The sequence below is a fragment of the Microbacterium galbinum genome, from assembly GCF_023091225.1.
In the GTDB taxonomy this organism is placed as follows: domain Bacteria; phylum Actinomycetota; class Actinomycetes; order Actinomycetales; family Microbacteriaceae; genus Microbacterium; species Microbacterium galbinum.
On the sequence record NZ_JAHWXM010000002.1, the window covers coordinates 433733 to 453486 of the forward strand.

Annotated in this window: 34 protein-coding genes; all 34 read right to left on the bottom strand. The window is 66.2% G+C overall.

What is annotated here, in order from left to right:
* Positions 1–12 precede the first annotated feature (12 nt).
* Positions 13–411, bottom strand: a complete 399-nt coding sequence (locus KZC52_RS16155; RefSeq protein WP_247625159.1) for a MaoC/PaaZ C-terminal domain-containing protein — start codon at positions 409–411, stop codon at positions 13–15.
* Positions 411–857: an FAS1-like dehydratase domain-containing protein gene (locus tag KZC52_RS16160; protein WP_247625160.1), complete on the bottom strand. Its 447-nt coding sequence runs from the start codon at positions 855–857 to the stop codon at positions 411–413. The genes KZC52_RS16155 and KZC52_RS16160 overlap by 1 nt, the downstream gene beginning before the upstream one ends.
* Positions 858–907: 50 nt before the next feature.
* Positions 908–1711, bottom strand: a complete 804-nt coding sequence (locus tag KZC52_RS16165; RefSeq protein WP_247625161.1) for a sulfite exporter TauE/SafE family protein — start codon at positions 1709–1711, stop codon at positions 908–910.
* A gap of 48 nt (positions 1712–1759) precedes the next feature.
* Positions 1760–2608 (bottom strand): ion transporter, encoded by an 849-nt coding sequence (locus KZC52_RS16170; RefSeq protein WP_247625162.1) that lies wholly within the window; start codon positions 2606–2608, stop codon positions 1760–1762.
* 83 nt (positions 2609–2691) lie between these two features.
* Positions 2692–3225 (bottom strand): 50S ribosomal protein L17, encoded by a 534-nt coding sequence (gene rplQ / locus KZC52_RS16175; protein WP_247625163.1) that lies wholly within the window; start codon positions 3223–3225, stop codon positions 2692–2694.
* A 33-nt stretch (positions 3226–3258) separates the two neighbouring features.
* Positions 3259–4248 (bottom strand): DNA-directed RNA polymerase subunit alpha, encoded by a 990-nt coding sequence (locus KZC52_RS16180; RefSeq protein WP_247625164.1) that lies wholly within the window; start codon positions 4246–4248, stop codon positions 3259–3261.
* Between the two features lie 149 nt (positions 4249–4397).
* Positions 4398–4796, bottom strand: coding sequence for a 30S ribosomal protein S11 (rpsK, locus tag KZC52_RS16185; RefSeq protein WP_017829189.1), 399 nt, complete (start codon positions 4794–4796; stop codon positions 4398–4400).
* Positions 4797–4827: 31 nt separating this feature from the next.
* The gene (gene rpsM, locus KZC52_RS16190) at positions 4828–5202 is read right to left on the bottom strand and encodes a 30S ribosomal protein S13 (RefSeq protein WP_017201568.1); all 375 of its coding nucleotides are present in this window, start codon (positions 5200–5202) and stop codon (positions 4828–4830) included.
* A gap of 131 nt (positions 5203–5333) precedes the next feature.
* A complete protein-coding gene (gene rpmJ, locus KZC52_RS16195; RefSeq protein ID WP_005050492.1) occupies positions 5334–5450 on the bottom strand; it encodes a 50S ribosomal protein L36 in 117 nt (38 codons plus the stop codon).
* A gap of 64 nt (positions 5451–5514) precedes the next feature.
* The gene (infA, locus tag KZC52_RS16200) at positions 5515–5736 is read right to left on the bottom strand and encodes a translation initiation factor IF-1 (RefSeq protein ID WP_017201569.1); all 222 of its coding nucleotides are present in this window, start codon (positions 5734–5736) and stop codon (positions 5515–5517) included.
* Between the two features lie 225 nt (positions 5737–5961).
* Complete coding sequence (locus KZC52_RS16205; RefSeq protein WP_247625165.1) at positions 5962–6621, bottom strand: DsbA family protein; 660 nt, start codon at positions 6619–6621, stop codon at positions 5962–5964.
* Positions 6622–6784: 163 nt separating this feature from the next.
* Positions 6785–7633 (bottom strand): type I methionyl aminopeptidase, encoded by an 849-nt coding sequence (map, locus tag KZC52_RS16210; protein ID WP_247625166.1) that lies wholly within the window; start codon positions 7631–7633, stop codon positions 6785–6787.
* An 11-nt stretch (positions 7634–7644) separates the two neighbouring features.
* Positions 7645–8241 (bottom strand): adenylate kinase, encoded by a 597-nt coding sequence (locus tag KZC52_RS16215; protein WP_247625167.1) that lies wholly within the window; start codon positions 8239–8241, stop codon positions 7645–7647.
* Positions 8238–9560, bottom strand: coding sequence for a preprotein translocase subunit SecY (gene secY, locus KZC52_RS16220; RefSeq protein WP_247625168.1), 1323 nt, complete (start codon positions 9558–9560; stop codon positions 8238–8240). The genes KZC52_RS16215 and secY overlap by 4 nt, the downstream gene beginning before the upstream one ends.
* A gap of 129 nt (positions 9561–9689) precedes the next feature.
* Positions 9690–10325, bottom strand: a complete 636-nt coding sequence (rplO, locus tag KZC52_RS16225; protein ID WP_247625169.1) for a 50S ribosomal protein L15 — start codon at positions 10323–10325, stop codon at positions 9690–9692.
* The gene (rpmD, locus tag KZC52_RS16230) at positions 10325–10510 is read right to left on the bottom strand and encodes a 50S ribosomal protein L30 (RefSeq protein ID WP_017201575.1); all 186 of its coding nucleotides are present in this window, start codon (positions 10508–10510) and stop codon (positions 10325–10327) included. The genes rplO and rpmD overlap by 1 nt, the downstream gene beginning before the upstream one ends.
* Positions 10510–11187, bottom strand: coding sequence for a 30S ribosomal protein S5 (rpsE, locus tag KZC52_RS16235; RefSeq protein WP_282185367.1), 678 nt, complete (start codon positions 11185–11187; stop codon positions 10510–10512). The genes rpmD and rpsE overlap by 1 nt, the downstream gene beginning before the upstream one ends.
* A gap of 20 nt (positions 11188–11207) precedes the next feature.
* A complete protein-coding gene (rplR, locus tag KZC52_RS16240) occupies positions 11208–11567 on the bottom strand; it encodes a 50S ribosomal protein L18 (RefSeq protein ID WP_247625170.1) in 360 nt (119 codons plus the stop codon).
* Positions 11568–11569: 2 nt separating this feature from the next.
* Positions 11570–12106 (bottom strand): 50S ribosomal protein L6, encoded by a 537-nt coding sequence (rplF, locus tag KZC52_RS16245; protein WP_247625171.1) that lies wholly within the window; start codon positions 12104–12106, stop codon positions 11570–11572.
* A gap of 6 nt (positions 12107–12112) precedes the next feature.
* Entirely contained in the window at positions 12113–12511 is a 399-nt protein-coding gene (gene rpsH / locus KZC52_RS16250) for a 30S ribosomal protein S8 (RefSeq protein ID WP_247625172.1), read from the bottom strand.
* A 132-nt stretch (positions 12512–12643) separates the two neighbouring features.
* A complete protein-coding gene (gene rplE / locus KZC52_RS16255) occupies positions 12644–13234 on the bottom strand; it encodes a 50S ribosomal protein L5 (RefSeq protein WP_247625173.1) in 591 nt (196 codons plus the stop codon).
* A complete protein-coding gene (rplX, locus tag KZC52_RS16260) occupies positions 13234–13593 on the bottom strand; it encodes a 50S ribosomal protein L24 (protein WP_247625174.1) in 360 nt (119 codons plus the stop codon). Before rplX ends, rplE begins: the two co-directional genes overlap by 1 nt.
* 3 nt (positions 13594–13596) lie before the next feature.
* Entirely contained in the window at positions 13597–13965 is a 369-nt protein-coding gene (gene rplN / locus KZC52_RS16265) for a 50S ribosomal protein L14 (RefSeq protein WP_045253838.1), read from the bottom strand.
* Positions 13962–14279 carry a 30S ribosomal protein S17 gene (rpsQ, locus tag KZC52_RS16270; protein ID WP_247625175.1) on the bottom strand — a complete coding sequence of 106 codons (318 nt, stop codon included), beginning with the start codon at positions 14277–14279 and terminating at the stop codon, positions 13962–13964. The genes rplN and rpsQ overlap by 4 nt, the downstream gene beginning before the upstream one ends.
* A complete protein-coding gene (rpmC, locus tag KZC52_RS17485) occupies positions 14279–14596 on the bottom strand; it encodes a 50S ribosomal protein L29 (protein ID WP_050722500.1) in 318 nt (105 codons plus the stop codon). Before rpmC ends, rpsQ begins: the two co-directional genes overlap by 1 nt.
* Positions 14596–15015 (bottom strand): 50S ribosomal protein L16, encoded by a 420-nt coding sequence (gene rplP, locus KZC52_RS16280; protein ID WP_247625176.1) that lies wholly within the window; start codon positions 15013–15015, stop codon positions 14596–14598. Before rplP ends, rpmC begins: the two co-directional genes overlap by 1 nt.
* The gene (gene rpsC / locus KZC52_RS16285; RefSeq protein WP_017201587.1) at positions 15015–15770 is read right to left on the bottom strand and encodes a 30S ribosomal protein S3; all 756 of its coding nucleotides are present in this window, start codon (positions 15768–15770) and stop codon (positions 15015–15017) included. Before rpsC ends, rplP begins: the two co-directional genes overlap by 1 nt.
* Complete coding sequence (gene rplV / locus KZC52_RS16290; RefSeq protein WP_247625177.1) at positions 15770–16168, bottom strand: 50S ribosomal protein L22; 399 nt, start codon at positions 16166–16168, stop codon at positions 15770–15772. The genes rpsC and rplV overlap by 1 nt, the downstream gene beginning before the upstream one ends.
* Complete coding sequence (gene rpsS / locus KZC52_RS16295; RefSeq protein WP_017201589.1) at positions 16168–16449, bottom strand: 30S ribosomal protein S19; 282 nt, start codon at positions 16447–16449, stop codon at positions 16168–16170. The genes rplV and rpsS overlap by 1 nt, the downstream gene beginning before the upstream one ends.
* Before the next feature lie 12 nt (positions 16450–16461).
* Positions 16462–17301 (bottom strand): 50S ribosomal protein L2, encoded by an 840-nt coding sequence (rplB, locus tag KZC52_RS16300; RefSeq protein WP_247625178.1) that lies wholly within the window; start codon positions 17299–17301, stop codon positions 16462–16464.
* 20 nt (positions 17302–17321) lie between these two features.
* Entirely contained in the window at positions 17322–17645 is a 324-nt protein-coding gene (rplW, locus tag KZC52_RS16305) for a 50S ribosomal protein L23 (RefSeq protein ID WP_247625179.1), read from the bottom strand.
* Complete coding sequence (gene rplD / locus KZC52_RS16310) at positions 17642–18304, bottom strand: 50S ribosomal protein L4 (RefSeq protein ID WP_247625180.1); 663 nt, start codon at positions 18302–18304, stop codon at positions 17642–17644. The genes rplW and rplD overlap by 4 nt, the downstream gene beginning before the upstream one ends.
* A 2-nt stretch (positions 18305–18306) precedes the next feature.
* Positions 18307–18966 (bottom strand): 50S ribosomal protein L3, encoded by a 660-nt coding sequence (gene rplC, locus KZC52_RS16315; protein ID WP_247625181.1) that lies wholly within the window; start codon positions 18964–18966, stop codon positions 18307–18309.
* Positions 18967–18974: 8 nt separating this feature from the next.
* Positions 18975–19283: a 30S ribosomal protein S10 gene (gene rpsJ, locus KZC52_RS16320; protein WP_030147986.1), complete on the bottom strand. Its 309-nt coding sequence runs from the start codon at positions 19281–19283 to the stop codon at positions 18975–18977.
* Positions 19284–19754: the final 471 nt, after the last annotated feature.

The window sequence follows — 19754 nt, forward strand, 5'->3', positions numbered from 1 at the left end:
CGGCGTCGCCCATCAGACCGCGATGCGCAGCTGCGCCTTGACGAGCACAGTGGCCTCGCCGAAGGTGACCTTGAGGTCGACGCGCGCGGACGCCTCGTCGACGGCGCCGATCGTGGCCAGCACGTGCACGTCGGCACCGTGCTCGGGGTCGACGACGACGGGCTTCGTGAAGCGCACGCCGTAGTCGAGGATGCGGGTCTGCGGGTCGAGGGCCGCGACGACCACCGACGAGGCGATGCCCATCGTGAGCATGCCGTGCGCGAGCACGCCGGGCAGCCCGACGGAGACAGCGACGTCGTCGCGGTAGTGGATGGGGTTGAAGTCGCCGGAGGCCCCGGCGTAACGGACGAGCGACTCGCGCGTCAGGTGCACGGTGCGCTCAGCGATCACGTCTCCGATCGAGTACGCCATCACTCCCCCTCTCCGACCAGCAGCACGCTGGTCGCGGTCACGACATGGGCACCTGCGGCATCCGTGATCTCGGCCTCGCTCGTGATGAGCGCGTTGCCGGCCATCATGCGGATGCCGGTGACCCGCAGTTGCGCGCTGAGCTCGTCACCCGCGACGATCGGCCGCGTGTACGAGAAGCGCTGCTCGGCGTGGATCGTGCGCGCCAGCACGATGCCCGAATCCTCGGCGCCCAGGAGCTGCTGGAGCGTGAGGTCCTGGATGACCATCGGGAACGTCGGGGGCGCGACCACGTCCGCGAAGCCGGCCGCGCGGGCCGCCTCGACGTCGGTGTGCTGCGGAGCATCGGCGAAGACGGCGCGGGCGAACTCGCGCACCTTCTCACGACCGACGAGGTACGGGGGCGTCGGCGGGAACTCCCGGCCGACCAGTTCTGGGTTCACTGGCACCCCTCGATCCTATCGAGGGTCGCCGACAGCCGCCCCGCCCGCCGGTGCAGTCAGTCCTTCTTCTTGCGGCCCCGGATCGCCTTGAGCGCCATCTGCACAGCGATCACGACGAGATATGCCGCGAAGAGGATGTTGCCCGTGCCGGGATCGATCAGCGTCGCGAGCCAGGCGCCGAGCGCGGTCGTGGTGCAGGCGGCGACACCGATGAGAGCGGCGGCGAGCAGATCGACGTTGCGGTTGCGGAGGTTGCCGAACGTGCCGGAGACCGCGGTGGGGATCATCATGAGGAGCGACGTTCCCTTGGCGACCAGGTCGCTCGTGCCGAAGGCGAGCATGAGCACCGGAACGACGATCACACCCCCGCCCACGCCGATGAGGCCCGCGAGCACACCGGTGCCCACGCCGACGACGACGAGCGCGATGCCCGAGATCCAGGTGAGATCGAAGGGCGCATCCCGCGAGGGGATCACGAGGAAGAGGCTCACGATCACGACGAGGAGGAAACCCACGAAGCCCCAGCGCAGGGCGGTCTGCGAGATGCGCGGCAGCAGGCGGGTGCCGATCTGGGCGCCGACGACGGCGCCCGCGGCGAGGATCAGGGCGGGGACCCATGCGACGGACCCCGAGGCGGCGTACGAGATCACACCGACGGCCGCGGTGGGGACGATCGCGGCGAGCGAGGTACCGGCCGCGAGGCGCTGATCGAAGTGCAGGAACAGCACCAGCAGCGGGACGATCACCGTGCCGCCGCCGACCCCGAAGAGTCCGGAGAGGAGGCCGGCGAGCAGGCCGATCCCGATGAACGTCGTATAGGCCCGCGGTCCGCGGAACGGTCTCGTGGCCGCGTCGTTCACGTCTCTCCTTCACACGCGGCCCTGGACGTGGCCGCACCGTCCGCCAGCCTACTCCCGCGCGGGGCGTGCGCCGGACTCGAGGCTCTGCGTCAGCTGCGCGACCTGCGCGCGCAGCTCGCGCAGCTCGGCGAGCACCGCGGCCTCGCCGTGACCGCCGACGGTCACCTCGTGGACGGGGGCCTCGCCGTTGCGGACGCGGTCCTCGTCGAGGCCCTGCATCGCGTCCACGATCACCGCGATGAACAGGTTGAGGACCGTCAGCGCGCTGATCAGCACGAAGGGCACGAAGAACGCCGGCGCCCAGGGAATCTCGGCGCTCACCGTCCGCGCGATCGCGCTCCAGGAGTCGAGCGTCATGATCTGGAAGAGCGAGAAGAGCGACGCCCCCATGTCACCGAAGTACTCGGGGAAGCGCGCCCCGAACAGCATCGTCGACATCACCGCACCGACGTAGAACACGATCACCAGCAGCGCCGCGATGGAGACGATGCCGGGCACCGCGCGCACGAGCGCGTCGACGACACGACGCAGCGAAGGGATCACCGAGATCAGACGCAGCACCCGCAGCACCCGCAACGCCCGCAGCACCGCGAAGCCGTCGGCGCCCGGGATCAGGGCCACGCCGATCACCAGGAAGTCGAACACGTTCCACGCGTTGCGGAAGAACCCCAGGCGTTCGGCGTACAGCTTGAGCGCGATCTCGATCAGGAAGATGCCGAGGCAGATCTTGTCGAGCACGTGCAGCAGCCCGCCGAACGACTCCGTCACCGCCGGGGAGGTCTCCAACCCGAGGATCACGGCGTTGACAAGGATGACGACGATGATGAAGGTCTGCACCGGCGACGAGAGCACGAAGCGTCCCACCGCCGCTCGCGAGTGCCAGGCGTCCGTTCGCATGACGGAATCCTTTCATGCCGTCCGCCGTACACGCGAAGAAGCCCGCCACCTCAGAGGTGACGGGCTTCTCTCGAGTCGAGTGATTACTCGGACTTCTCCTCGGCGGCAGGCGCCTCGGTGGTGTCTTCGGCGGCGGGAGCCTCCTCGGCGGGAGCCTCCTCGACGACCTCGGCGGTCTCCTCGGCGGGAGCCTCCTCGACCGGCTTCTCCGCCTGGGGGGCGGCAGCGGCCTTCTTGGTCGACTTCGCCTTCGGCGTGACGGGCTCGAGGACGAGCTCGATCACGGCCATGGGAGCGTTGTCGCCCTTGCGGTTGCCGACCTTGGTGATGCGCGTGTAGCCACCCTCGCGGTCAGCGACCAGCGGAGCGATCTCGGTGAAGAGCGTGTGCACGACTTCCTTGTCACCGATGACCGAGAGCACGCGACGGCGTGCGTGCAGGTCTCCGCGCTTGGCGAAGGTGATGAGACGCTCGGCGAGCGGACGCAGGCGCTTGGCCTTCGTCTCGGTCGTCTTGATCGACTTGTGGGTGTACAGCGCAGCGGCGAGGTTGGCAAGCAGCAGGCGCTCGTGGGCGGGGCCGCCTCCGAGGCGGGGACCCTTAGTGGGCTTGGGCATAATCGTCTAACTCCTGGTCAGAAAGGTCGGGTATCAGAAGGACTCGTCTTCGCTGCCGCCGTAGAAGTGGGCGCCGTCGAAACCGGGCACCGAATCCTTGAGCGACAGACCGAGCGAGATGAGCTTGTCGCGCACCTCGTCGACCGACTTCTGGCCGAAATTGCGGATGTTCATGAGCTGCGTCTCCGACAGGGCGACGAGCTCGGAAACGGTGTTGATGCCCTCACGCTTCAGGCAGTTGTACGAGCGGACCGACAGGTCGAGGTCCTCGATCGGCATCGACAGCTCGCTGGAGTTCACAGCCTCCACCGGCGCCGGGCCGATCTCGATGCCCTCGGCCTCGACGTTCAGCTCGCGAGCGAGACCGAACAGCTCGGTGAGCGTCTTGGCAGCCGAAGCGACGGCGTCGCGGGGGCTGATCGAGTTCTTCGTCTCGACGTCCAGGACGAGCTTGTCGAAGTCGGTGCGCTCCCCGGCACGGGTCGCGTCGACGCGGTAGCTCACCTTGAGGACCGGCGAGTAGATCGAGTCGATCGGGATCTGACCGGCCTCGGCGTACTCGTTGCGGTTCTGCGTCGCCGAGACGTAGCCACGGCCACGCTCGATCGTGAGCTCGAGCTCGAACTTCGCGGTGTCGTTGAGCGTCGCGATGACGAGCTCGGGGTTGTGCACCTCGACACCGGCCGGAGCCGAGATGTCAGCGGCGGTCACTTCGCCCGCACCGGTCTTGCGCAGGTACGCGGTGATGGGCTCGTCGCGCTCGGAGGAGACGACCAGCTGCTTGATGTTGAGGATGATCTCGGTGACATCCTCCTTCACACCGGGGATCGTGCTGAACTCGTGCAGCACGCCGTCGAGACGGACGCTGGTGACAGCGGCACCGGGGATCGACGACAGCAGGCTGCGACGCAGCGCGTTGCCGATCGTGTATCCGAAGCCGGGCTCCAGAGGCTCGATGATGAACCGGCTCCGGTTCTCGACGATCTTTTCCTCGGTGAGTGTGGGACGCTGTGCAATGAGCACTCTGTGTTCCTTTCGATCACATGACCGCTATATGACATGTGGTGGGTGAGGTCTTGAGTTGTGGAAGTCGATGCCCGCGAACGGGCGGGCGAGCCGCTCGGCCCCGACCGCTCAGAGAACGGGACGGGGCGAGCGGCTCGCGAGCCGGATCAGACGCGGCGACGCTTCGGCGGGCGGCATCCGTTGTGCGCCTGCGGGGTGACGTCCTGGATCGAGCCCACCTCGAGGCCGGCGGCCTGGAGCGAGCGGATCGCGGTCTCGCGGCCGGAGCCCGGACCCTTCACGAGGACGTCGACCTTCTTGACGCCGTGCTCGGCGGCCTGGCGGGCAGCCGACTCGGCTGCCATGCCGGCGGCGTACGGGGTCGACTTGCGCGAGCCCTTGAAGCCCACGCCACCCGACGATGCCCACGCGATGACGGCGCCGGACGGGTCGGTGATCGAGACGATCGTGTTGTTGAACGTCGACTTGATGTGGGCCTGGCCCAGCGCGATGTTCTTCTTTTCCTTGCGGCGCGGCTTGCGCGCGGCGGCCTTGGGTGCAGCCATGAAAGTGTTCTCCTAGTCCCTGGGGCCGCGCTTAGCGGGCCTTCTTCTTGCCGGCGACGGTGCGCTTCGGGCCCTTGCGGGTACGGGCGTTGGTCTTGGTGCGCTGACCGCGGACCGGGAGACCACGACGGTGGCGGATGCCCTCGTAGGAGCCGATCTCGACCTTGCGGCGGATGTCTGCGGCGACCTCACGGCGGAGGTCACCCTCCACCTTGTAGTTGCCTTCGATGTGGTCGCGGAGGGCGATCAGCTGGTCGTCGCTGAGGTCCTTCACGCGGATGCTCTCATCGATGTCGGTCGCCTTGAGGATCTCGACCGAGCGGGTACGGCCGACGCCGTAGATGTAGGTAAGGGCGATCACCACGCGCTTGTCGCGCGGGATGTCAACGCCGGCAAGACGTGCCATGCGGTTCTCCTGGGTGTTGTGGAGGTGTGGAACAGGATCGGTGCCCGGGCCTCCGCCCCGAGGTGTCCCCCACTCGCGTGGGATCTGATCCTGCCGTTCGTGTATTCAGTTGTGTCAGATCAGAAGAGTGATCAGCCCTGGCGCTGCTTGTGGCGCGGGTTGCTCTTGCAGATCACCATGACGCGGCCGTGGCGGCGGATCACCTTGCAGTGATCGCAGATGGGCTTGACGCTGGGGTTGACCTTCATGATGTTTCCTGTTCGCTGTCTTCGTACCGCCCCGCTGCGGGGCAGGCCGTTACTTCTCGACCGATCAGCGGTAGCGGTAGACGATACGGCCGCGGGTGAGGTCGTAGGGGCTGAGCTCCACGACCACGCGGTCCTCGGGGATGATACGGATGTAGTTCTGCCGCATCTTGCCGGAGATCGTTGCCAGGACCTTGTGTCCGTTGCTGAGCTCAACGCGGAACATCGCGTTGGGAAGAGCCTCGGAGATCACGCCCTCGATCTCGATGACACCGTCTTTCTTAGCCATAGCCTCGCTGACGCTTCTGCAGACCGGTCGATCTGCGGTGGGTGATTGGTTTGTTGGTGCTGCGCCGACGGACACGCCGAATCAGTGCGCAAGGCACCAAAGATCTATGTTAGACGACGCGGGGGCATCCGGCAACCTGAGCCGGAAGCATCCGCGCGTCGCCCGCCGTGCACGCCACGAGGGCGGCCCCGCGACAGGACCGCCCTCGTCGTGATGCGGATCCGCTCAGGGCAGGATCTGCGCGAAGCGCGACTGGATGTCGGCGTTCTCGATGCGCTCACCGTTGATCTCGACGGTGGGCGTGCCCTGGATCTCGTGCTGGTTGGTCTGGTCGCGAACGAAGTTCATGTAGGTGCCGTCCGCGATGCAGTCGGCTGCCGCACCCGCCCCGACCTGCTCGGCGTAGGACGCGAGCTCTTCGTCGGTGTAGCCGGCGGTGTTCTCCTGCGGCTGGTTGGTGAACATGAAGTTGAAGAAGTCGAGGAACGAGTCCGGCGCGTTCTCGGCGACGCAGTACGCGGCGCCCGCGGCACGGGTCGAGTACTTCGTGTTCTGCGAGTACCGGTCGAGGATCGAGATCGGGTGGATGTTCAGCGTGATGTCATCGCTCGCGGCGGCGGACTGGAGCTGCTCGCCGTACGCGTCTTCGAAGTCGCCGCAGATGGGGCACATGAAGTCGACGAAGACGTCGACCTCGTCATCGCCGCCACCGAAGCTGATCGCGCCGGTCTCCTGGTTGACGTTGCCACCCTCGGGGGCGACGCCGGGGGCCGTGGCCTGGTTGTTCAGGAACACCACGAGCCCGCCGAGGACGACCAGCACGACGACGACTGCTGCGGACACCCCGATCGCGAACCAGTTGGTGTTGCTCTTCGCCGCTGCCATTGTCTTCCGTTTCTCTCGGTCTCGCCGCAGTTATTGCGGACGCAAGTACCCTGTGATCTTCCTGCATCAGCCTATGGGGTTCGTGTGAGGCGAACCTTGCCTGCAGTTCACGCTTGCGTAACGGATGCCGGGGGCAGCCGATGAGACGAGATGCTCTGGAGCGTCAGGCGACGGGAACCGGCGTCACGCCGAAGGGCGCGAGGCCCGCTGCGCCGCCGTCGGGGGCGGTGAGCACCCAGAGCCCGTTCTCATGCACGGCGACGCTGTGCTCCCAGTGCGAGCCGTCCGAGCCGTCGACGGTCGAGACGGTCCAGTCGTCGTCCTCGATGAACGTCTCCTCGCCGCCCGCGGTCACCATCGGCTCGATCGCGAGCACGAGGCCCGGCTTCACCTCGGCTCCGGGGTCGGGCGTGCGGTAGTTGAAGACGCTCGGCGCCTCGTGCATCTTGCGGCCGATGCCATGGCCGACGTACTCGCGCAGGATGCCGTAGGTCTCCCCCGACACGGCGGAGGGGCCCTGGGCCTCGATGTACCCCTGGATCGCGGCGCCCAGGTCACCGAGATGCGAGGCGGTCGCCATCGCGGCGATGCCGGCCCACATGGACCCTTCCGTCACGCGCGAGAGCTCCTCGCGATTCGCGACGACGTCCGGTCGCGTCTCATCGGGGACGACGACGGTGATCGCACTGTCGCCGTTCCACCCCTGGTACTGCGCACCGCAGTCGACCGAGACGATGTCGCCGGGCTGCAGCACCAGATCGCCGGGGATGCCGTGCACGACCTGCTCGTTGACCGAGACGCAGATCGTGTGGTGGTAACCGCGCACGAGCTGGAAGTTCGATTCCGCGCCGCGAGCGAGGATCACGCGATTCGCCTCGGCGTCGAGCTCGAGCGTCGTCACCCCGGGGCGGATCAGCGGACGGACGGCGTCGAGCGCCGCCGCCGTGATCAGCCCGGGCTCGACCATCGATCGGAGCTGGGCCGGGGTCTTGTAGATCGACCGGCGGAACATCTCGGAGCCGCTCAGACGGCGACGCGCAGACCGCGTGCGTCGAGCGCGGCGACGATGCGCTCCGTGATCTCGTCGAGCGAGCCGACGCCGTCGATACGGTCGACGATGCCCTTCTCGCTGTAGACGTCGATGATCGGGGCGGTCTCTCGCTCGTAGATGTCGAGCCGGTGGGCGATCGCCTCTTCGGTGTCGTCGGAGCGCCCCTGCTCGATCGCACGGAGACTCAGACGCGAGATGCTCTCGTCGCGCGGCACGTCGAGGAGGATCACGGCGTCGAGAGACTCGCCACGTCCCGCGAGGAACTCCTCGAGGTGGCCGACCTGAGCCGTGTTGCGGGGATACCCGTCGAGGAGGAAGCCGTTCGCGGCGTCGTCCTGCGCCAGACGATCGCGCACGATCTCGCCCGTCAGCTCGTCGGGGACCAGGTCGCCGCGGTCGAGGATCGCGGTCACCTTCTGTCCGAGTTCCGTGCCGCCCTTGATATTGGCGCGGAAGATGTCGCCCGTCGAGACGACGGGGATGCCGAAGGTCTCGGCGATGCGCACACCCTGCGTGCCCTTGCCGGAGCCCTGCGGGCCGACGATCAGGAGACGTGCGGATGCCGTCATCGGAGGAGCCCTTCGTAGTGACGCTGCTGCAGCTGGGCGTCGATCTGCTTGACCGTCTCGAGACCCACACCGACGATGATGAGAATCGACGCGCCACCGAACGGGAAGTTCTGGTTGGCACCGACCGTCGCCAGGGCGATCAGCGGGATGAGGGCGATCAGACCCAGGTAGATCGAGCCCGGCAGCGTGATGCGCGTCAGGACGTAGTCGAGGTACTCGGCGGTCGGACGACCCGCGCGGATGCCGGGGATGAAACCGCCGTACTTCTTCATGTTGTCGGCGACCTCGACCGGGTTGAACGTGATCGCGACGTAGAAGTAGGTGAAGCCGATGATGAGCAGGAAGTACGCCGCCATGTAGATCGGGTGGTTGCCCGTGGTGAAGTACGTGCTGATCCAGGTGACCCACGCGGCGGGCGTCGAGCCGTCCTGCGGGGTGTTGAACTGCGCGATGAGCGCGGGGATGTACAGCAGCGACGAGGCGAAGATGACCGGGATCACACCCGCCATGTTGACCTTGATCGGGATGTAGGTGTTCGTGCCGCCGTAGGTACGGCGTCCGACCATCCGCTTGGCGTACTGCACCGGGATGCGCCGCTGCGACTGCTCGACGAACACGACGAGACCCATGACGATGATTCCGACGAGCAGCACGAGCAGGAAGACCTCGAAGCCCTTCGTCTGCCAGATGAGGCTCATCGCGCCGGGGAAGGTCGCGGCGATCGAGGTGAAGATGAGGAGCGACATGCCGTTGCCGACGCCGCGCTCGGTGACCAGCTCGGCGAACCACATGATGAGGCCGGTACCGGCGGTCATCGCCATGATGATGAGCAGCTGTGCCCACCAGACGTCGTTCGTGAGCAGGTTCTGGCAGGCCGCGAGATCGGTCGTGCCGAACAGCTGGCCGCTGCGCGCGACGGTGACGAGAGTCGTCGACTGCAGCAGCGCGAGGGCGATGGTGAGGTAACGCGTGTACTGGGTGAGGCGGGCCTGGCCGGCCTGGCCTTCCTTGTGCAGCGCCTCGAAGTGCGGGATGACCACTCGCAGGAGCTGCGTGATGATCGTCGCGGTGATGTAGGGCATGACACCCAGCGCGAAGATCGACAGCTGCAGGAGTGCGCCACCCGAGAAGAGGTTGACCAGACCGAGAAGACCCTCGGTCCCGTTGTTGGCTGCGAGGCACTCCTCGACGTTCGGGAAGTTCACGAACGGAGCGGGAACGTTGGAGCCGAGTCGGTAGATGGCGATGATGGCCAGGGTGAAACCGATCTTCCGACGCAGGTCGGGAGTGCGGAAGATCCGCGCGATGGCGCTAAACAAGAACGTGCCTCCTGAAAGGGGTTGCCGCGACCGATGGGCGGCTGAAAGACCAGAGTAACCTAAACGCGGTTCTCGGCATCCATGTGCACAGAAGGGGCCGGAGAATCTCCGACCCCTTCCCTGCTGTGGTTACTTGACGGAACCGCCCGCAGCCACGATCTTCTGCTCGGCAGAACCCGAGACCTTGTCGACCGCGACGGTGAGCTTCACGGCGATGTCGCCGTTGCCCAGAACCTTGACCTTCTCGTTCTTCCGAACCGCACCCTTGGCGACCAGGTCGCTGATGGTGACGTCTCCACCCTGGGGGTAGAGCTCCGCGAGCTTCTCCAGGTTCACGACCTGGTACTCGACGCGGAACGGGTTCTTGAACCCGCGCAGCTTCGGGGTGCGCATGTGCAGCGGCATCTGCCCACCCTCGAAACCGACGCGAACGGTGTTGCGAGCCTTGGTGCCCTTGGTTCCACGACCGGCGGTCTTACCCTTCGAGCCCTCACCACGGCCGACGCGAGTCTTGGCGGTGTTGGATCCGGGGACGGGACGCAGGTGGTGCACCTTCAGCACGCCGGGACGCGATGCCGGAGCATCCGCCTTCGGCGCAGCCTTCTTGGCAGCCGGCTTCTTGGCGGTAGCCTCCGCCTTGGCGTCGTCCGCAGCGGTCTTGGCCGGAGCCTTCTTCGCGGCGGGCTTCTTCTCGGCGGCGGCCTTGGGGGCAGCAGCCTTCTTCGTGGCCTTCTCGGCCTCGACGGCCTCGTTCTTCTCAGCCATTAGTCGATCTCCTCAACCTTGACGAGGTGTGCGACGGTCTTGACGTAACCGCGCGTCTGCGCGTCGTCGGGGCGGACGGTGGTGTCACCGATCCGCTTGAGACCGAGGCTGCGCAGCGTGTCGCGCTGGTTCTGCTTCTCGCTCACCTTGGACTTGATCTGCGTGACCTTGAGCCGGGCGGCCATCAGGCACCTACCTTCTGTGCGGCGATGGCCTCGGCCTCGGCGCGGACAAGACGCGCCGGTGCCACCTGGTCGAACTCGAGGCCACGACGCGCGGCGACCGCACGGGGCTCCTCGAGCTGCTTCAGGGCGGCGACGGTCGCGTGCACGATGTTGATCGTGTTCGACGAACCGAGCGACTTCGACAGGACGTCGTGGATGCCGGCGCACTCGAGCACGGCGCGGACGGGACCACCGGCGATAACTCCGGTACCGGCGGCAGCCGGACGCAGCAGCACGACACCGGCCGCAGCCTCACCCTGCACGGGGTGCGGGATGGTGCTGCCGACGCGCGGAACGCGGAAGAAGTTGCGCTTGGCCTCTTCGACACCCTTCGAGATCGCCAGAGGGACCTCACGGGCCTTGCCGTAGCCGACGCCCACCAGACCGTTGCCGTCACCGACGACCACGAGAGCGGTGAAGCTGAAGCGACGACCACCCTTCACGACCTTCGAGACGCGGTTGATGGTGACGACGCGCTCCAGGAACTGGTTGTCACCACGGTCGCGCGAGTTGCGGTCGCGGCCACCCTGGTTGCGGTCACCGCGGCCACCGCGACGACCGTCGCGCTGGTCGCGAGTCGGCTCTGCCTGCGTGGTGCCGGCGGCCGTCTCGGAAGTGGCAGCAGCCGCTTCGGTCACTTCGTTCTCCTTGTTGTCACTCACAGTGCCAGACCCCCTTCGCGGGCGCCATCGGCGATGGCGGCGACACGACCGGCGTAGCGGTTACCGCCACGGTCGAACACTGCCTCGGAAACGCCGGCGGCCTTCGCGCGCTCGGCGACGAGCTCGCCGACCTTGCGGGCCTTGGCGGTCTTGTCACCCTCGAAGCCGCGCAGGTCGGTCTCGAGCGTCGATGCCGACGCGACGGTGTGACCCTTGCTGTCGTCGACCAGCTGCACGAAGACGTGGCGGGCCGAACGGTTGACGACGAGGCGCGGACGCACCTCGGTGCCGACGACCTTCTTGCGAAGGCGGGCGTGACGACGCGCGCGGGCGTCGGACTTTGACTTGAGAGCCATGGTTACTTACCACTCTTTCCGGCCTTGCGACGCACGTTCTCGCCGGCGTAGCGGACGCCCTTGCCCTTGTAGGGCTCCGGCTTACGGATCTTGCGGATGTTGGCAGCTGCCTCGCCGACAGCCTGCTTGTCGATACCGCTGACGGTGAGCTTGTTCGTGCCCTCGACCGTGAGCGTGATCCCCGCCGGCGGGTCGATCAGGACCGGGTGCGAGAAGCCGAGAGCGAACTCGACCGAGCCGCCCTTCTGCTGGACGCGGTAACCGGTGCCGACGACCTCGAGACCCTTGGTGTAGCCCTGGGTCACGCCGATGATGTTGTTGTTGATGAGCGTGCGGGTCAGGCCGTGAAGCGACCGGGACTCGCGCTCGTCGTCGGGACGGGTGACCAGAACCTGGTTCTCCTCGACCGCGACCTCGATGGGGCTGGCCACCATGAGGGTGAGTTCACCCTTGGGGCCCTTCACCGCGACCTCGCGGCCGGTGACCGAAACGGTCACGCCCGCGGGAACGTCGATGGGAAGTCGTCCAATACGCGACATTTCGAATTACCACACGTAGGCGAGAACTTCTCCGCCCACGCCCTTCTGCTCTGCCTGACGGTCGGTGAGGAGACCGGAGGAGGTGGACAGGATGGCCACGCCGAGGCCGCCGAGGACGCGCGGGAGCTCGGTGGACTTCGCGTAGACGCGGAGGCCGGGCTTCGACACGCGCTTGATGCCGGCGATCGACCGCTCGCGGTTCGGGCCGTACTTCAGCGTCAGCGTGAGGTTCTGACCCACGCGGGCGTCCGAGGTCTCCCAAGCGGAGATGTAACCCTCCTGCTGGAGGATCTCGGCGATGTGCGTCTTGAGCTTGCTCGACGGCAGGGTCACGGAATCGTGGTGCGCCGAGTTCGCGTTACGCAGACGGGTCAGCAGATCTGCGACCGGGTCTGTCATTGTCATTGTTGTTTTCCTTTGTTCATGAGGTTCCGGCTGCCGTTACACGACAGACGGCCTGCGATGACACGCAATCTTCAATTGTACGCACACATCGACGGGCTCAGTGACACATGACCACTGAGCCCGTCGAGGGTGTTACGCCTGTGCGTCTTCCGAGCGGAACGGGAAGCCGAGGTGGCGGAGCAGTGCCCGACCCTCGTCATCCGTCTTCGCGGTGGTGACGACGGTGATGTCGAAACCGCGAACCCGGTCGATCTTGTCCTGATCGATCTCGTGGAACACGCTCTGCTCCTGGAGACCGAAGGTGTAGTTGCCGTTGCCGTCGAACTGCTTGGCCGAGAGACCGCGGAAGTCGCGGATACGGGGCAGTGCGAGCGAGACGAGGCGGTCCACGAACTCCCACGCGCGGTCACCGCGGAGGGTGACGTGCGCGCCGATGGCCTGGCCCTCGCGCAGCTTGAACTGCGCGATGGACTTGCGGGCCTTCGTGACGATCGGCTTCTGGCCGGTGATCTTGGTGAGATCGTCGACCGCGCCGTCGATCACCTTGCTGTCGCGAGCTGCCTCGCCGACACCGGTGTTCACGACGACCTTGACCAGTCCGGGGATCTGCATGACGTTGGCGTAGCCGAACTCGTCCTGCAGAGCCTTCTTGATCTCGGCGTTGTACTTCGCCTTCAGGCGGGGCTGGATCTTGCCAGCCACCGCGGCGTCGGTGGTTGCCATCAGAGGTCCTTACCTGACTTCTTCGCGAACCGCACGCGGACGGTGCGCTTCACGCCGTCCTTCGTCTGCTCCTCGACCCGGTGGCCGACCTTGGTCGGCTTCTTGGTCGAAGGGTCGACGAGTGCGACGTTCGAGATGTGGATGGGAGCCTCGACGGTCTCGAGGCCACCGGTCTTGGTGCCACGCTGCGTCTGGCCGACGCGGGTGTGCTTGGTGACGTAGTTCACGCCCTCGACGATGATGCGGTTGCGCTCGGCAAGGATCTCGAGGACCTTGCCCTGCTTGCCGCGGTCTCCGCCGCGCTCGGGCTTGGCGCCCGTGATGACCTGAACGAGGTCACCCTTCTTGATCTTCGCCATGACTTAGATAACCTCCGGCGCCAGCGAGACGATCTTCATGAACTTCTTGTCACGAAGCTCACGGCCGACCGGCCCGAAGATACGGGTGCCGCGGGGCTCCCCGTCGTTCTTCAGGATGACGGCGGCGTTCTCGTCGAACTTGATGTACGAGCCGTCGGGACGGCGCGTGGACTTGACGGTGCGGACGATGACCGCCTTGACGACGTCGCCCTTCTTGACGTTGCCGCCCGGGATCGCGTCCTTGACCGTCGCGACGATGGTGTCGCCCACGCCGGCGTAGCGGCGCTTCGAGCCACCGAGCACGCGGATCGTGAGCAGCTCCTTGGCGCCGGTGTTGTCGGCGACCTTGAGGCGGGACTCCTGCTGAATCACTTGGCCTTCTCCAGAATCTCCACCAGACGCCAGCGCTTCGTGGCGCTGAGCGGGCGGGTCTCGTTGATCAGGACCAGGTCGCCGATGCCGGCGGTGTTCGCCTCATCGTGCGCCTTGACCTTCGAGGTGCGGCGGATGACCTTGCCGTAAAGCGGGTGCTTCACGCGGTCCTCGACCTCGACCACGATGGTCTTGTCCATCTTGTCGCTGACGACGTAGCCACGACGCGACTTGCGGTACCCACGGGCATCCGCATCACGCACATCGTGAGCAGCGTGCTCAGCCTCGACGGCGGCTTCCTTCTTGGTGGCCATCACTCAGCCTCTTCCTTCACGGCGTCGTCGGCGGCATCCGCCTTCTTCGCCTTCGACTTGGACGCCTTCTTGGCCGGAGCCTCGACCGGAGCGGGCGTCGCACGGATGCCCAGCTCGCGCTCGCGGATCACGGTGTAGAGACGCGCGATGTCGCGCTTGACGGCGCGGATGCGGCCGTGGCTCTCCAGCTGGCCGGTGGCCGACTGGAAACGGAGGTTGAACAGCTCCTCCTTGGCCTTGCGCAGCTCCTCAACGAGGCGCTGGTCTTCGAACGTGTCGAGCTCTGCCGGAGCGAGCTCCTTGGTGCCGATCGCCATTACGCGTCGCCCTCCTCGCGCTTGATGATGCGTGCCTTCAGCGGCAGCTTGTGAATGGCTCGCGTGAGTGCCTCACGGGCGAGCTGCTCGTCGACACCGGCGACCTCGAAGAGGACGCGACCCGGCTTGACGTTGGCGACCCACCACTCGGGGGAACCCTTACCGGAACCCATGCGGGTCTCGGCAGGCTTCTTCGTGAGCGGACGGTCGGGGTAGATGTTGATCCACACCTTGCCACCACGCTTGATGTGACGGGTCATCGCGATACGAGCGGACTCGATCTGACGGTTCGTCACGTAAGCGGGCGTGAGGGCCTGGATGCCGAAGTCACCGAAGGAGACCTTCGTGCCACCGGTGGCCTGACCCGAGCGACCCGGGTGGTGCTGCTTGCGGAACTTGACCTTACGGGGAATAAGCATCAGGCAGACGCTCCTTCTGCAACAGGTGCCTCGTTGCGCGGGGCACGGCGGCGGTCGCCACCACGGTCGTCACGACGAGCCTTGGGTGCGTTGGCCTGCTCGCGAGCGAGCTCCTTCGCGGTCAGGTCGCCCTTGTAGATCCAGACCTTGACGCCGATGCGGCCGAAGGTGGTCTTGGCCTCGTAGAAGCCGTAGTCGATGTTCGCACGGAGCGTGTGCAGCGGCACACGACCCTCGCGGTAGAACTCCGACCGGCTCATCTCCGCGCCGCCGAGGCGGCCGGAGACCTGGATGCGGATGCCCTTGGCACCGGCGCGCTGGGCGCCCTGCAGGCCCTTGCGCATCGCGCGGCGGAAGGCCACACGTGCGGAGAGCTGCTCGGCGATTCCCTGTGCGACCAGCTGAGCGTCGGCCTCGGGGTTCTTGACCTCGAGGATGTTCAGCTGGATCTGCTTGCCGCTGAGCTTCTCGAGGTCGCCGCGGATGCGCTCGGCCTCGGCGCCACGACGACCGATCACGATGCCCGGACGGGCGGTGTGGATGTCGACGCGGACGCGGTCACGGGTGCGCTCGATCTCGATGTTCGAGACACCGGCGCGGTCGAGCTGCGTCTTCAGCAGGTTGCGGATCTTGATGTCCTCGGCGACGTAGTCGGCGTAACGCTGACCCGGCTTCGTCGAGTCCGAGAACCAGCGCGACACGTGGTCCGTGGTGATGCCGAGACGGAAGCCGTACGGGTTTACCTTCTGTCCCATTACTTGCTCGCCTTCTTGTTGCTGTCACCGGCAGCGGGCGCAGCCGCCTCCGGCGTCGAGAGCACGACCGTGATGTGGCTCGTGCGCTTCTTGATCTGGAAAGCGCGACCCTGTGCACGGGGCTGGAAACGCTTGAGCGTCGTGCCCTCGTCGACGTACGCGTTGGCCACGTACAGGTCCTGCTCGTCGAGGTACTCGCCGTCGCGATCCGCCTTCACCTGTGCGTTGGCCATGGCCGACGCGACAAGCTTGTAGATCGGCTCACTGGCGCTCTGCTGTGCGAACTTGAGGATCGCGAGAGCTTCCTGGGCCTGCTTGCCCTTGATGAGCGCGACGACACGACGAGCCTTCTGCGGGGTCACGCGGATGTGCTTCACGCGTGCGATCGATTCGACCATTAGCGGCGCCGCCCCTTCTTGTCGTCCTTCTCGTGGCCGCGGAAGGTGCGGGTGGGCGCGAACTCGCCCAGCTTGTGACCGACCATGGTCTCGGAGACGAACACAGGAATGTGCTTGCGTCCGTCGTGGACCGCGATCGTGTGACCCAGCATGGCCGGGATGATCATGGACCGGCGGGACCAGGTCTTGATGACGTTCTTGGTGCCGGCTTCGTTCTGCACGACCACCTTGCGAAGCAGGTGCTCGTCGACGAAGGGGCCCTTCTTAAGACTGCGAGGCATCTTCTCTTACTCCTACTTGCGCTTCTTGCCGGCGTTACGACGACGCACGATGTACTTGTCGCTTTCCTTGTTGGCGTGACGGGTGCGACCCTCAGCCTGACCCCACGGGGAGACCGGGTGACGACCACCGGAGGTCTTACCCTCACCACCACCGTGCGGGTGGTCGACCGGGTTCATGGCGACACCACGCACGGTCGGGCGAACGCCCTTCCAGCGCATACGGCCGGCCTTACCCCAGTTGATGTTCGACTGCTCGGCGTTGCCGACCTCGCCGATGGTCGCGCGGCAGCGCGCATCGACGTTGCGGATCTCGCCCGAGGGCAGACGCAGCTGGGCGTAGGGGCCGTCCTTGGCGACGAGACGGACGGATGCTCCGGCCGAACGCGCCATCTTCGCGCCGCCGCCGGGGCGGAGCTCGATCGCGTGGATGACGGTACCCGTCGGGATGTTCTTCAGCGGGAGGTTGTTTCCCGGCTTGATGTCGGCACCCGCGCCGGACTCGATGATGTCGCCCTGCTTCAGCTTCGCCGGAGCGAGGATGTAGCGCTTCTCACCGTCGAAGTAGTGCAGCAGCGCGATGCGAGCCGTGCGGTTGGGGTCGTACTCGATGTGAGCGACCTTGGCGTTCACGCCGTCCTTGTCATTGCGACGGAAGTCGATGACGCGGTACTGGCGCTTGTGGCCACCACCGATGTGACGGGTCGTGATGCGCCCCTGGTTGTTACGACCACCGGTCTTCGAGAGCGGGCGCAGCAGCGACTTCTCCGGCGTCGATCGGGTGATCTCGGCGAAGTCAGCCACCGACGAGCCGCGACGGCCCGGGGTCGTGGGCTTGTACTTGCGAATTGCCATGATTGTCCTTATCCCCCGGATCAGCCGATTGCCGTGAAGATGTCGATGGTGCCCGACTTCAGGGTCACGATGGCGCGCTTGGTGTCCTTGCGCTTGCCGGTGCCGAAGCGGGTGCGACGGGCCTTGCCGACGCGGTTGAGCGTATTGACGGACGCGACCTTGACGCCGAAGATCTTCTCGATGGCGAGCTTGATCTCGGTCTTCGAAGCACGCGGGTCGACGAGGAAGGTGTACTTGCCCTCATCGATCAGGCCGTAGCTCTTCTCGGACACGACCGGCTTCAGGATGACGTCGCGCGGGTCCTTGTTCAGGGCCGTCTGGAGAACAGATGCCTGCTCGCTCATGCGGAGACCTCCTGGTTGGCGCCGGACTTGGAGGCGATGAAGCCTTCGAGCGCGGCCTGGGTGAAGACGATGTCGTCGGAGACGAGCACGTCGTAGGCGTTGAGCTGGTCGAACGACAGCAGGTGCACGTGACCGAGGTTGCGCAGGCTCTTGAGCGCGAGCTCGTCGCCGCGCTCGATGACGACCAGCACGTTCTTGGACGTGGCGACCTGGCCGAGGAAGCCCGCGGCTGCCTTGGTCGAGGGCGAGCCCTCGGAGCCGAAGCTGTCGATCGCGTGCAGGCGGTCGCCGCGGAAGCGGTCGCTGAGCGCACCCAGGAGGGCGGCGGCGATCATCTTCTTGGGCGTGCGCTGCGAGTAGTCGCGCGGCTTGGGGCCGTGCACGATGCCACCACCGGTCATGTGCGGCGCGCGGATGGAACCCTGACGGGCGTTACCCGTGCCCTTCTGCTTGAAGGGCTTGCGGCCGGCACCGGAGACCTCACCGCGACGCTTGGTCGAGTGGGTTCCCTGGCGAGCCGCCGCGAGCTGCGCGACGACGACCTGGTGGATCAGCGGAATGTTCGTCTTGACGTCGAACAGCGCGGCGGGAAGCTCGATCGAGCCTGCCTTCTTGCCGTCTGCCTTGAGGACGTCGAGCGCGAGAGTCGAGTCAGCCATGATCAGGCACCCTTCACTGCGTTGCGGACGTAGACGATGCGGCCACGAGCACCGGGGACGGCGCCCTTGACGAGCATCAGACCCTTCTCGATGTCGATGGCGTGCACCGTGAGGTTGAGGACGGTCACGCGCTCGCCACCCATACGGCCGGCCATGCGCATGCCCTTGAAGACGCGGCTCGGGGTCGACGATGCGCCGATGGAGCCGGGCTTGCGGTGGTTGCGGTGCGAACCGTGCGATGCCGAGACGCCCTTGAAGTTGTGACGCTTCATGACACCGGCAAAGCCCTTGCCCTTGCTCGTGCCGACGACGTCGACGAGCTGGCCGGCCTCGAACGTGCCGTCGACCGTGAGCTCCTGACCGAGTGAGTAGTCAGCAGCATCCGCGGTGCGGATCTCGGTGACGTGGCGGCGCGGCGTGACGCCGGCGGCCTCGAAGTGAGCCGTGAGGGGCTTGTTCACCTTGCGGGGGTCGATCTGGCCGTACGCGATCTGCACGGCGTTGTAGCCGTCCTTCTCGGGGGTACGAACCTGGGTGACCACGTTCGGTGCGAGCTCGATGACGGTGACGGGGACGAGCTTGCCGCTCTCGTTCCACACCTGGGTCATGCCGAGCTTCGTGCCGAGCATGCCCTTGGAAATCTTTGCGTTGATGTCAGCCATGTCGAACCTCAGAGCTTGATCTCGATGTTGACATCGGCCGGGAGGTCGAGACGCATCAGCGAGTCGACGGCCTTGGGCGTCGGGTCGACGATGTCGATCAGACGCTTGTGGGTGCGCATCTCGAAGTGCTCGCGGCTGTCCTTGTACTTGTGGGGCGACCGGATGACGCACACGACGTTCTTCTCGGTCGGAAGCGGCACGGGGCCGACGACGGTCGCGCCCGCACGGGTCACGGTGTCGACGATCTTGCGTGCCGACGAGTCGATGACCTCGTGGTCATACGACTTCAGGCGAATGCGGATTTTCTGTCCCGCCATTGTCTGCTCACTCTCTTTAAGCGTCTTACCGGCCTGAACCCGGTGGCTCAGGGGCATTGGACGCACGTCGGCGCTGTTCACGCCTCGGCACTCGAACGACTCCGGGGAGTCGCTCTGCGCACCACTGTTCTGCTGTCATCCCGACCTCCGCCGCGCACGGCGAAGACCTCGAAAGGAAGGTGTCGGGGTTGTGTGTTCTGCTACCCGCGGCCTAGAACCCTGCGCCTCTCAGAGGAGACACCGTCTATGCACTGCCCTGGCAGTGATTCGGCGCACGCTGAGCGCACCGAAATGTCGAACCTGTCTATTCTGCCACGGGGTATTTCACTTGTGCAAACCCGGGCGTGTCGCGCCGCCGCCGAAGCCTCAGCCGCGAGGTGAGAACGGGGCGAGGCATCCCCATGCCTCGCCCCGTTCGGGGAGGGCGTTCAGTGCGAGGGGGCACACCGAACGCGAGGAATCCGGCGTGAA

Coding starts and splice junctions, on each gene's coding strand:
- rplP (WP_247625176.1), bottom strand. CDS start 15,015: ATGCTTATTCCCCGTAAGGTCAAGTTCCGCAAGCAGCACCACCCGGGT.
- rplF (WP_247625171.1), bottom strand. CDS start 12,106: ATGTCGCGTATTGGACGACTTCCCATCGACGTTCCCGCGGGCGTGACC.
- rpsQ (WP_247625175.1), bottom strand. CDS start 14,279: ATGGCCACCAAGAAGGAAGCCGCCGTCGAGGCTGAGCACGCTGCTCAC.
- rpmD (WP_017201575.1), bottom strand. CDS start 10,510: ATGGCCGCCCGGCTCAAGGTCACGCAGATCAAGTCCAAGGTGAGCGAG.
- KZC52_RS16215 (WP_247625167.1), bottom strand. CDS start 8,241: ATGACGGCATCCGCACGTCTCCTGATCGTCGGCCCGCAGGGCTCCGGC.
- rplW (WP_247625179.1), bottom strand. CDS start 17,645: ATGAGCGAGCAGGCATCTGTTCTCCAGACGGCCCTGAACAAGGACCCG.
- rplV (WP_247625177.1), bottom strand. CDS start 16,168: ATGGTCGAATCGATCGCACGCGTGAAGCACATCCGCGTGACCCCGCAG.
- rpsJ (WP_030147986.1), bottom strand. CDS start 19,283: ATGGCGGGACAGAAAATCCGCATTCGCCTGAAGTCGTATGACCACGAG.
- rplB (WP_247625178.1), bottom strand. CDS start 17,301: ATGGCAATTCGCAAGTACAAGCCCACGACCCCGGGCCGTCGCGGCTCG.
- map (WP_247625166.1), bottom strand. CDS start 7,633: ATGTTCCGCCGGTCGATCTACAAGACCCCGGCCCAGCTCCGATCGATG.
- KZC52_RS16205 (WP_247625165.1), bottom strand. CDS start 6,621: ATGGCAGCGGCGAAGAGCAACACCAACTGGTTCGCGATCGGGGTGTCC.
- rplD (WP_247625180.1), bottom strand. CDS start 18,304: ATGGCTGACTCGACTCTCGCGCTCGACGTCCTCAAGGCAGACGGCAAG.
- rpsC (WP_017201587.1), bottom strand. CDS start 15,770: ATGGGACAGAAGGTAAACCCGTACGGCTTCCGTCTCGGCATCACCACG.
- KZC52_RS16170 (WP_247625162.1), bottom strand. CDS start 2,608: ATGCGAACGGACGCCTGGCACTCGCGAGCGGCGGTGGGACGCTTCGTG.
- rpsK (WP_017829189.1), bottom strand. CDS start 4,796: ATGGCTGCACCCAAGGCCGCCGCGCGCAAGCCGCGCCGCAAGGAAAAG.
- rpsS (WP_017201589.1), bottom strand. CDS start 16,449: ATGCCTCGCAGTCTTAAGAAGGGCCCCTTCGTCGACGAGCACCTGCTT.
- rplO (WP_247625169.1), bottom strand. CDS start 10,325: ATGGCTGAGAAGAACGAGGCCGTCGAGGCCGAGAAGGCCACGAAGAAG.
- rpmJ (WP_005050492.1), bottom strand. CDS start 5,450: ATGAAGGTCAACCCCAGCGTCAAGCCCATCTGCGATCACTGCAAGGTG.
- infA (WP_017201569.1), bottom strand. CDS start 5,736: ATGGCTAAGAAAGACGGTGTCATCGAGATCGAGGGCGTGATCTCCGAG.
- rplC (WP_247625181.1), bottom strand. CDS start 18,966: ATGGCTGACATCAACGCAAAGATTTCCAAGGGCATGCTCGGCACGAAG.
- rpmC (WP_050722500.1), bottom strand. CDS start 14,596: ATGGCGATCGGCACCAAGGAGCTCGCTCCGGCAGAGCTCGACACGTTC.
- rplE (WP_247625173.1), bottom strand. CDS start 13,234: ATGGCAACCACCGACGCCGCGGTGGCTGGCAAGATCCAGCCCCGCCTG.
- rplQ (WP_247625163.1), bottom strand. CDS start 3,225: ATGCCCAAGCCCACTAAGGGTCCCCGCCTCGGAGGCGGCCCCGCCCAC.
- KZC52_RS16155 (WP_247625159.1), bottom strand. CDS start 411: ATGGCGTACTCGATCGGAGACGTGATCGCTGAGCGCACCGTGCACCTG.
- rpsM (WP_017201568.1), bottom strand. CDS start 5,202: ATGGCACGTCTTGCCGGCGTTGACATCCCGCGCGACAAGCGCGTGGTG.
- rpsH (WP_247625172.1), bottom strand. CDS start 12,511: ATGACAATGACAGACCCGGTCGCAGATCTGCTGACCCGTCTGCGTAAC.
- rplR (WP_247625170.1), bottom strand. CDS start 11,567: ATGGCTCTCAAGTCAAAGTCCGACGCCCGCGCGCGTCGTCACGCCCGC.
- rplX (WP_247625174.1), bottom strand. CDS start 13,593: ATGGCGAAGATCAAGAAGGGTGACCTCGTTCAGGTCATCACGGGCGCC.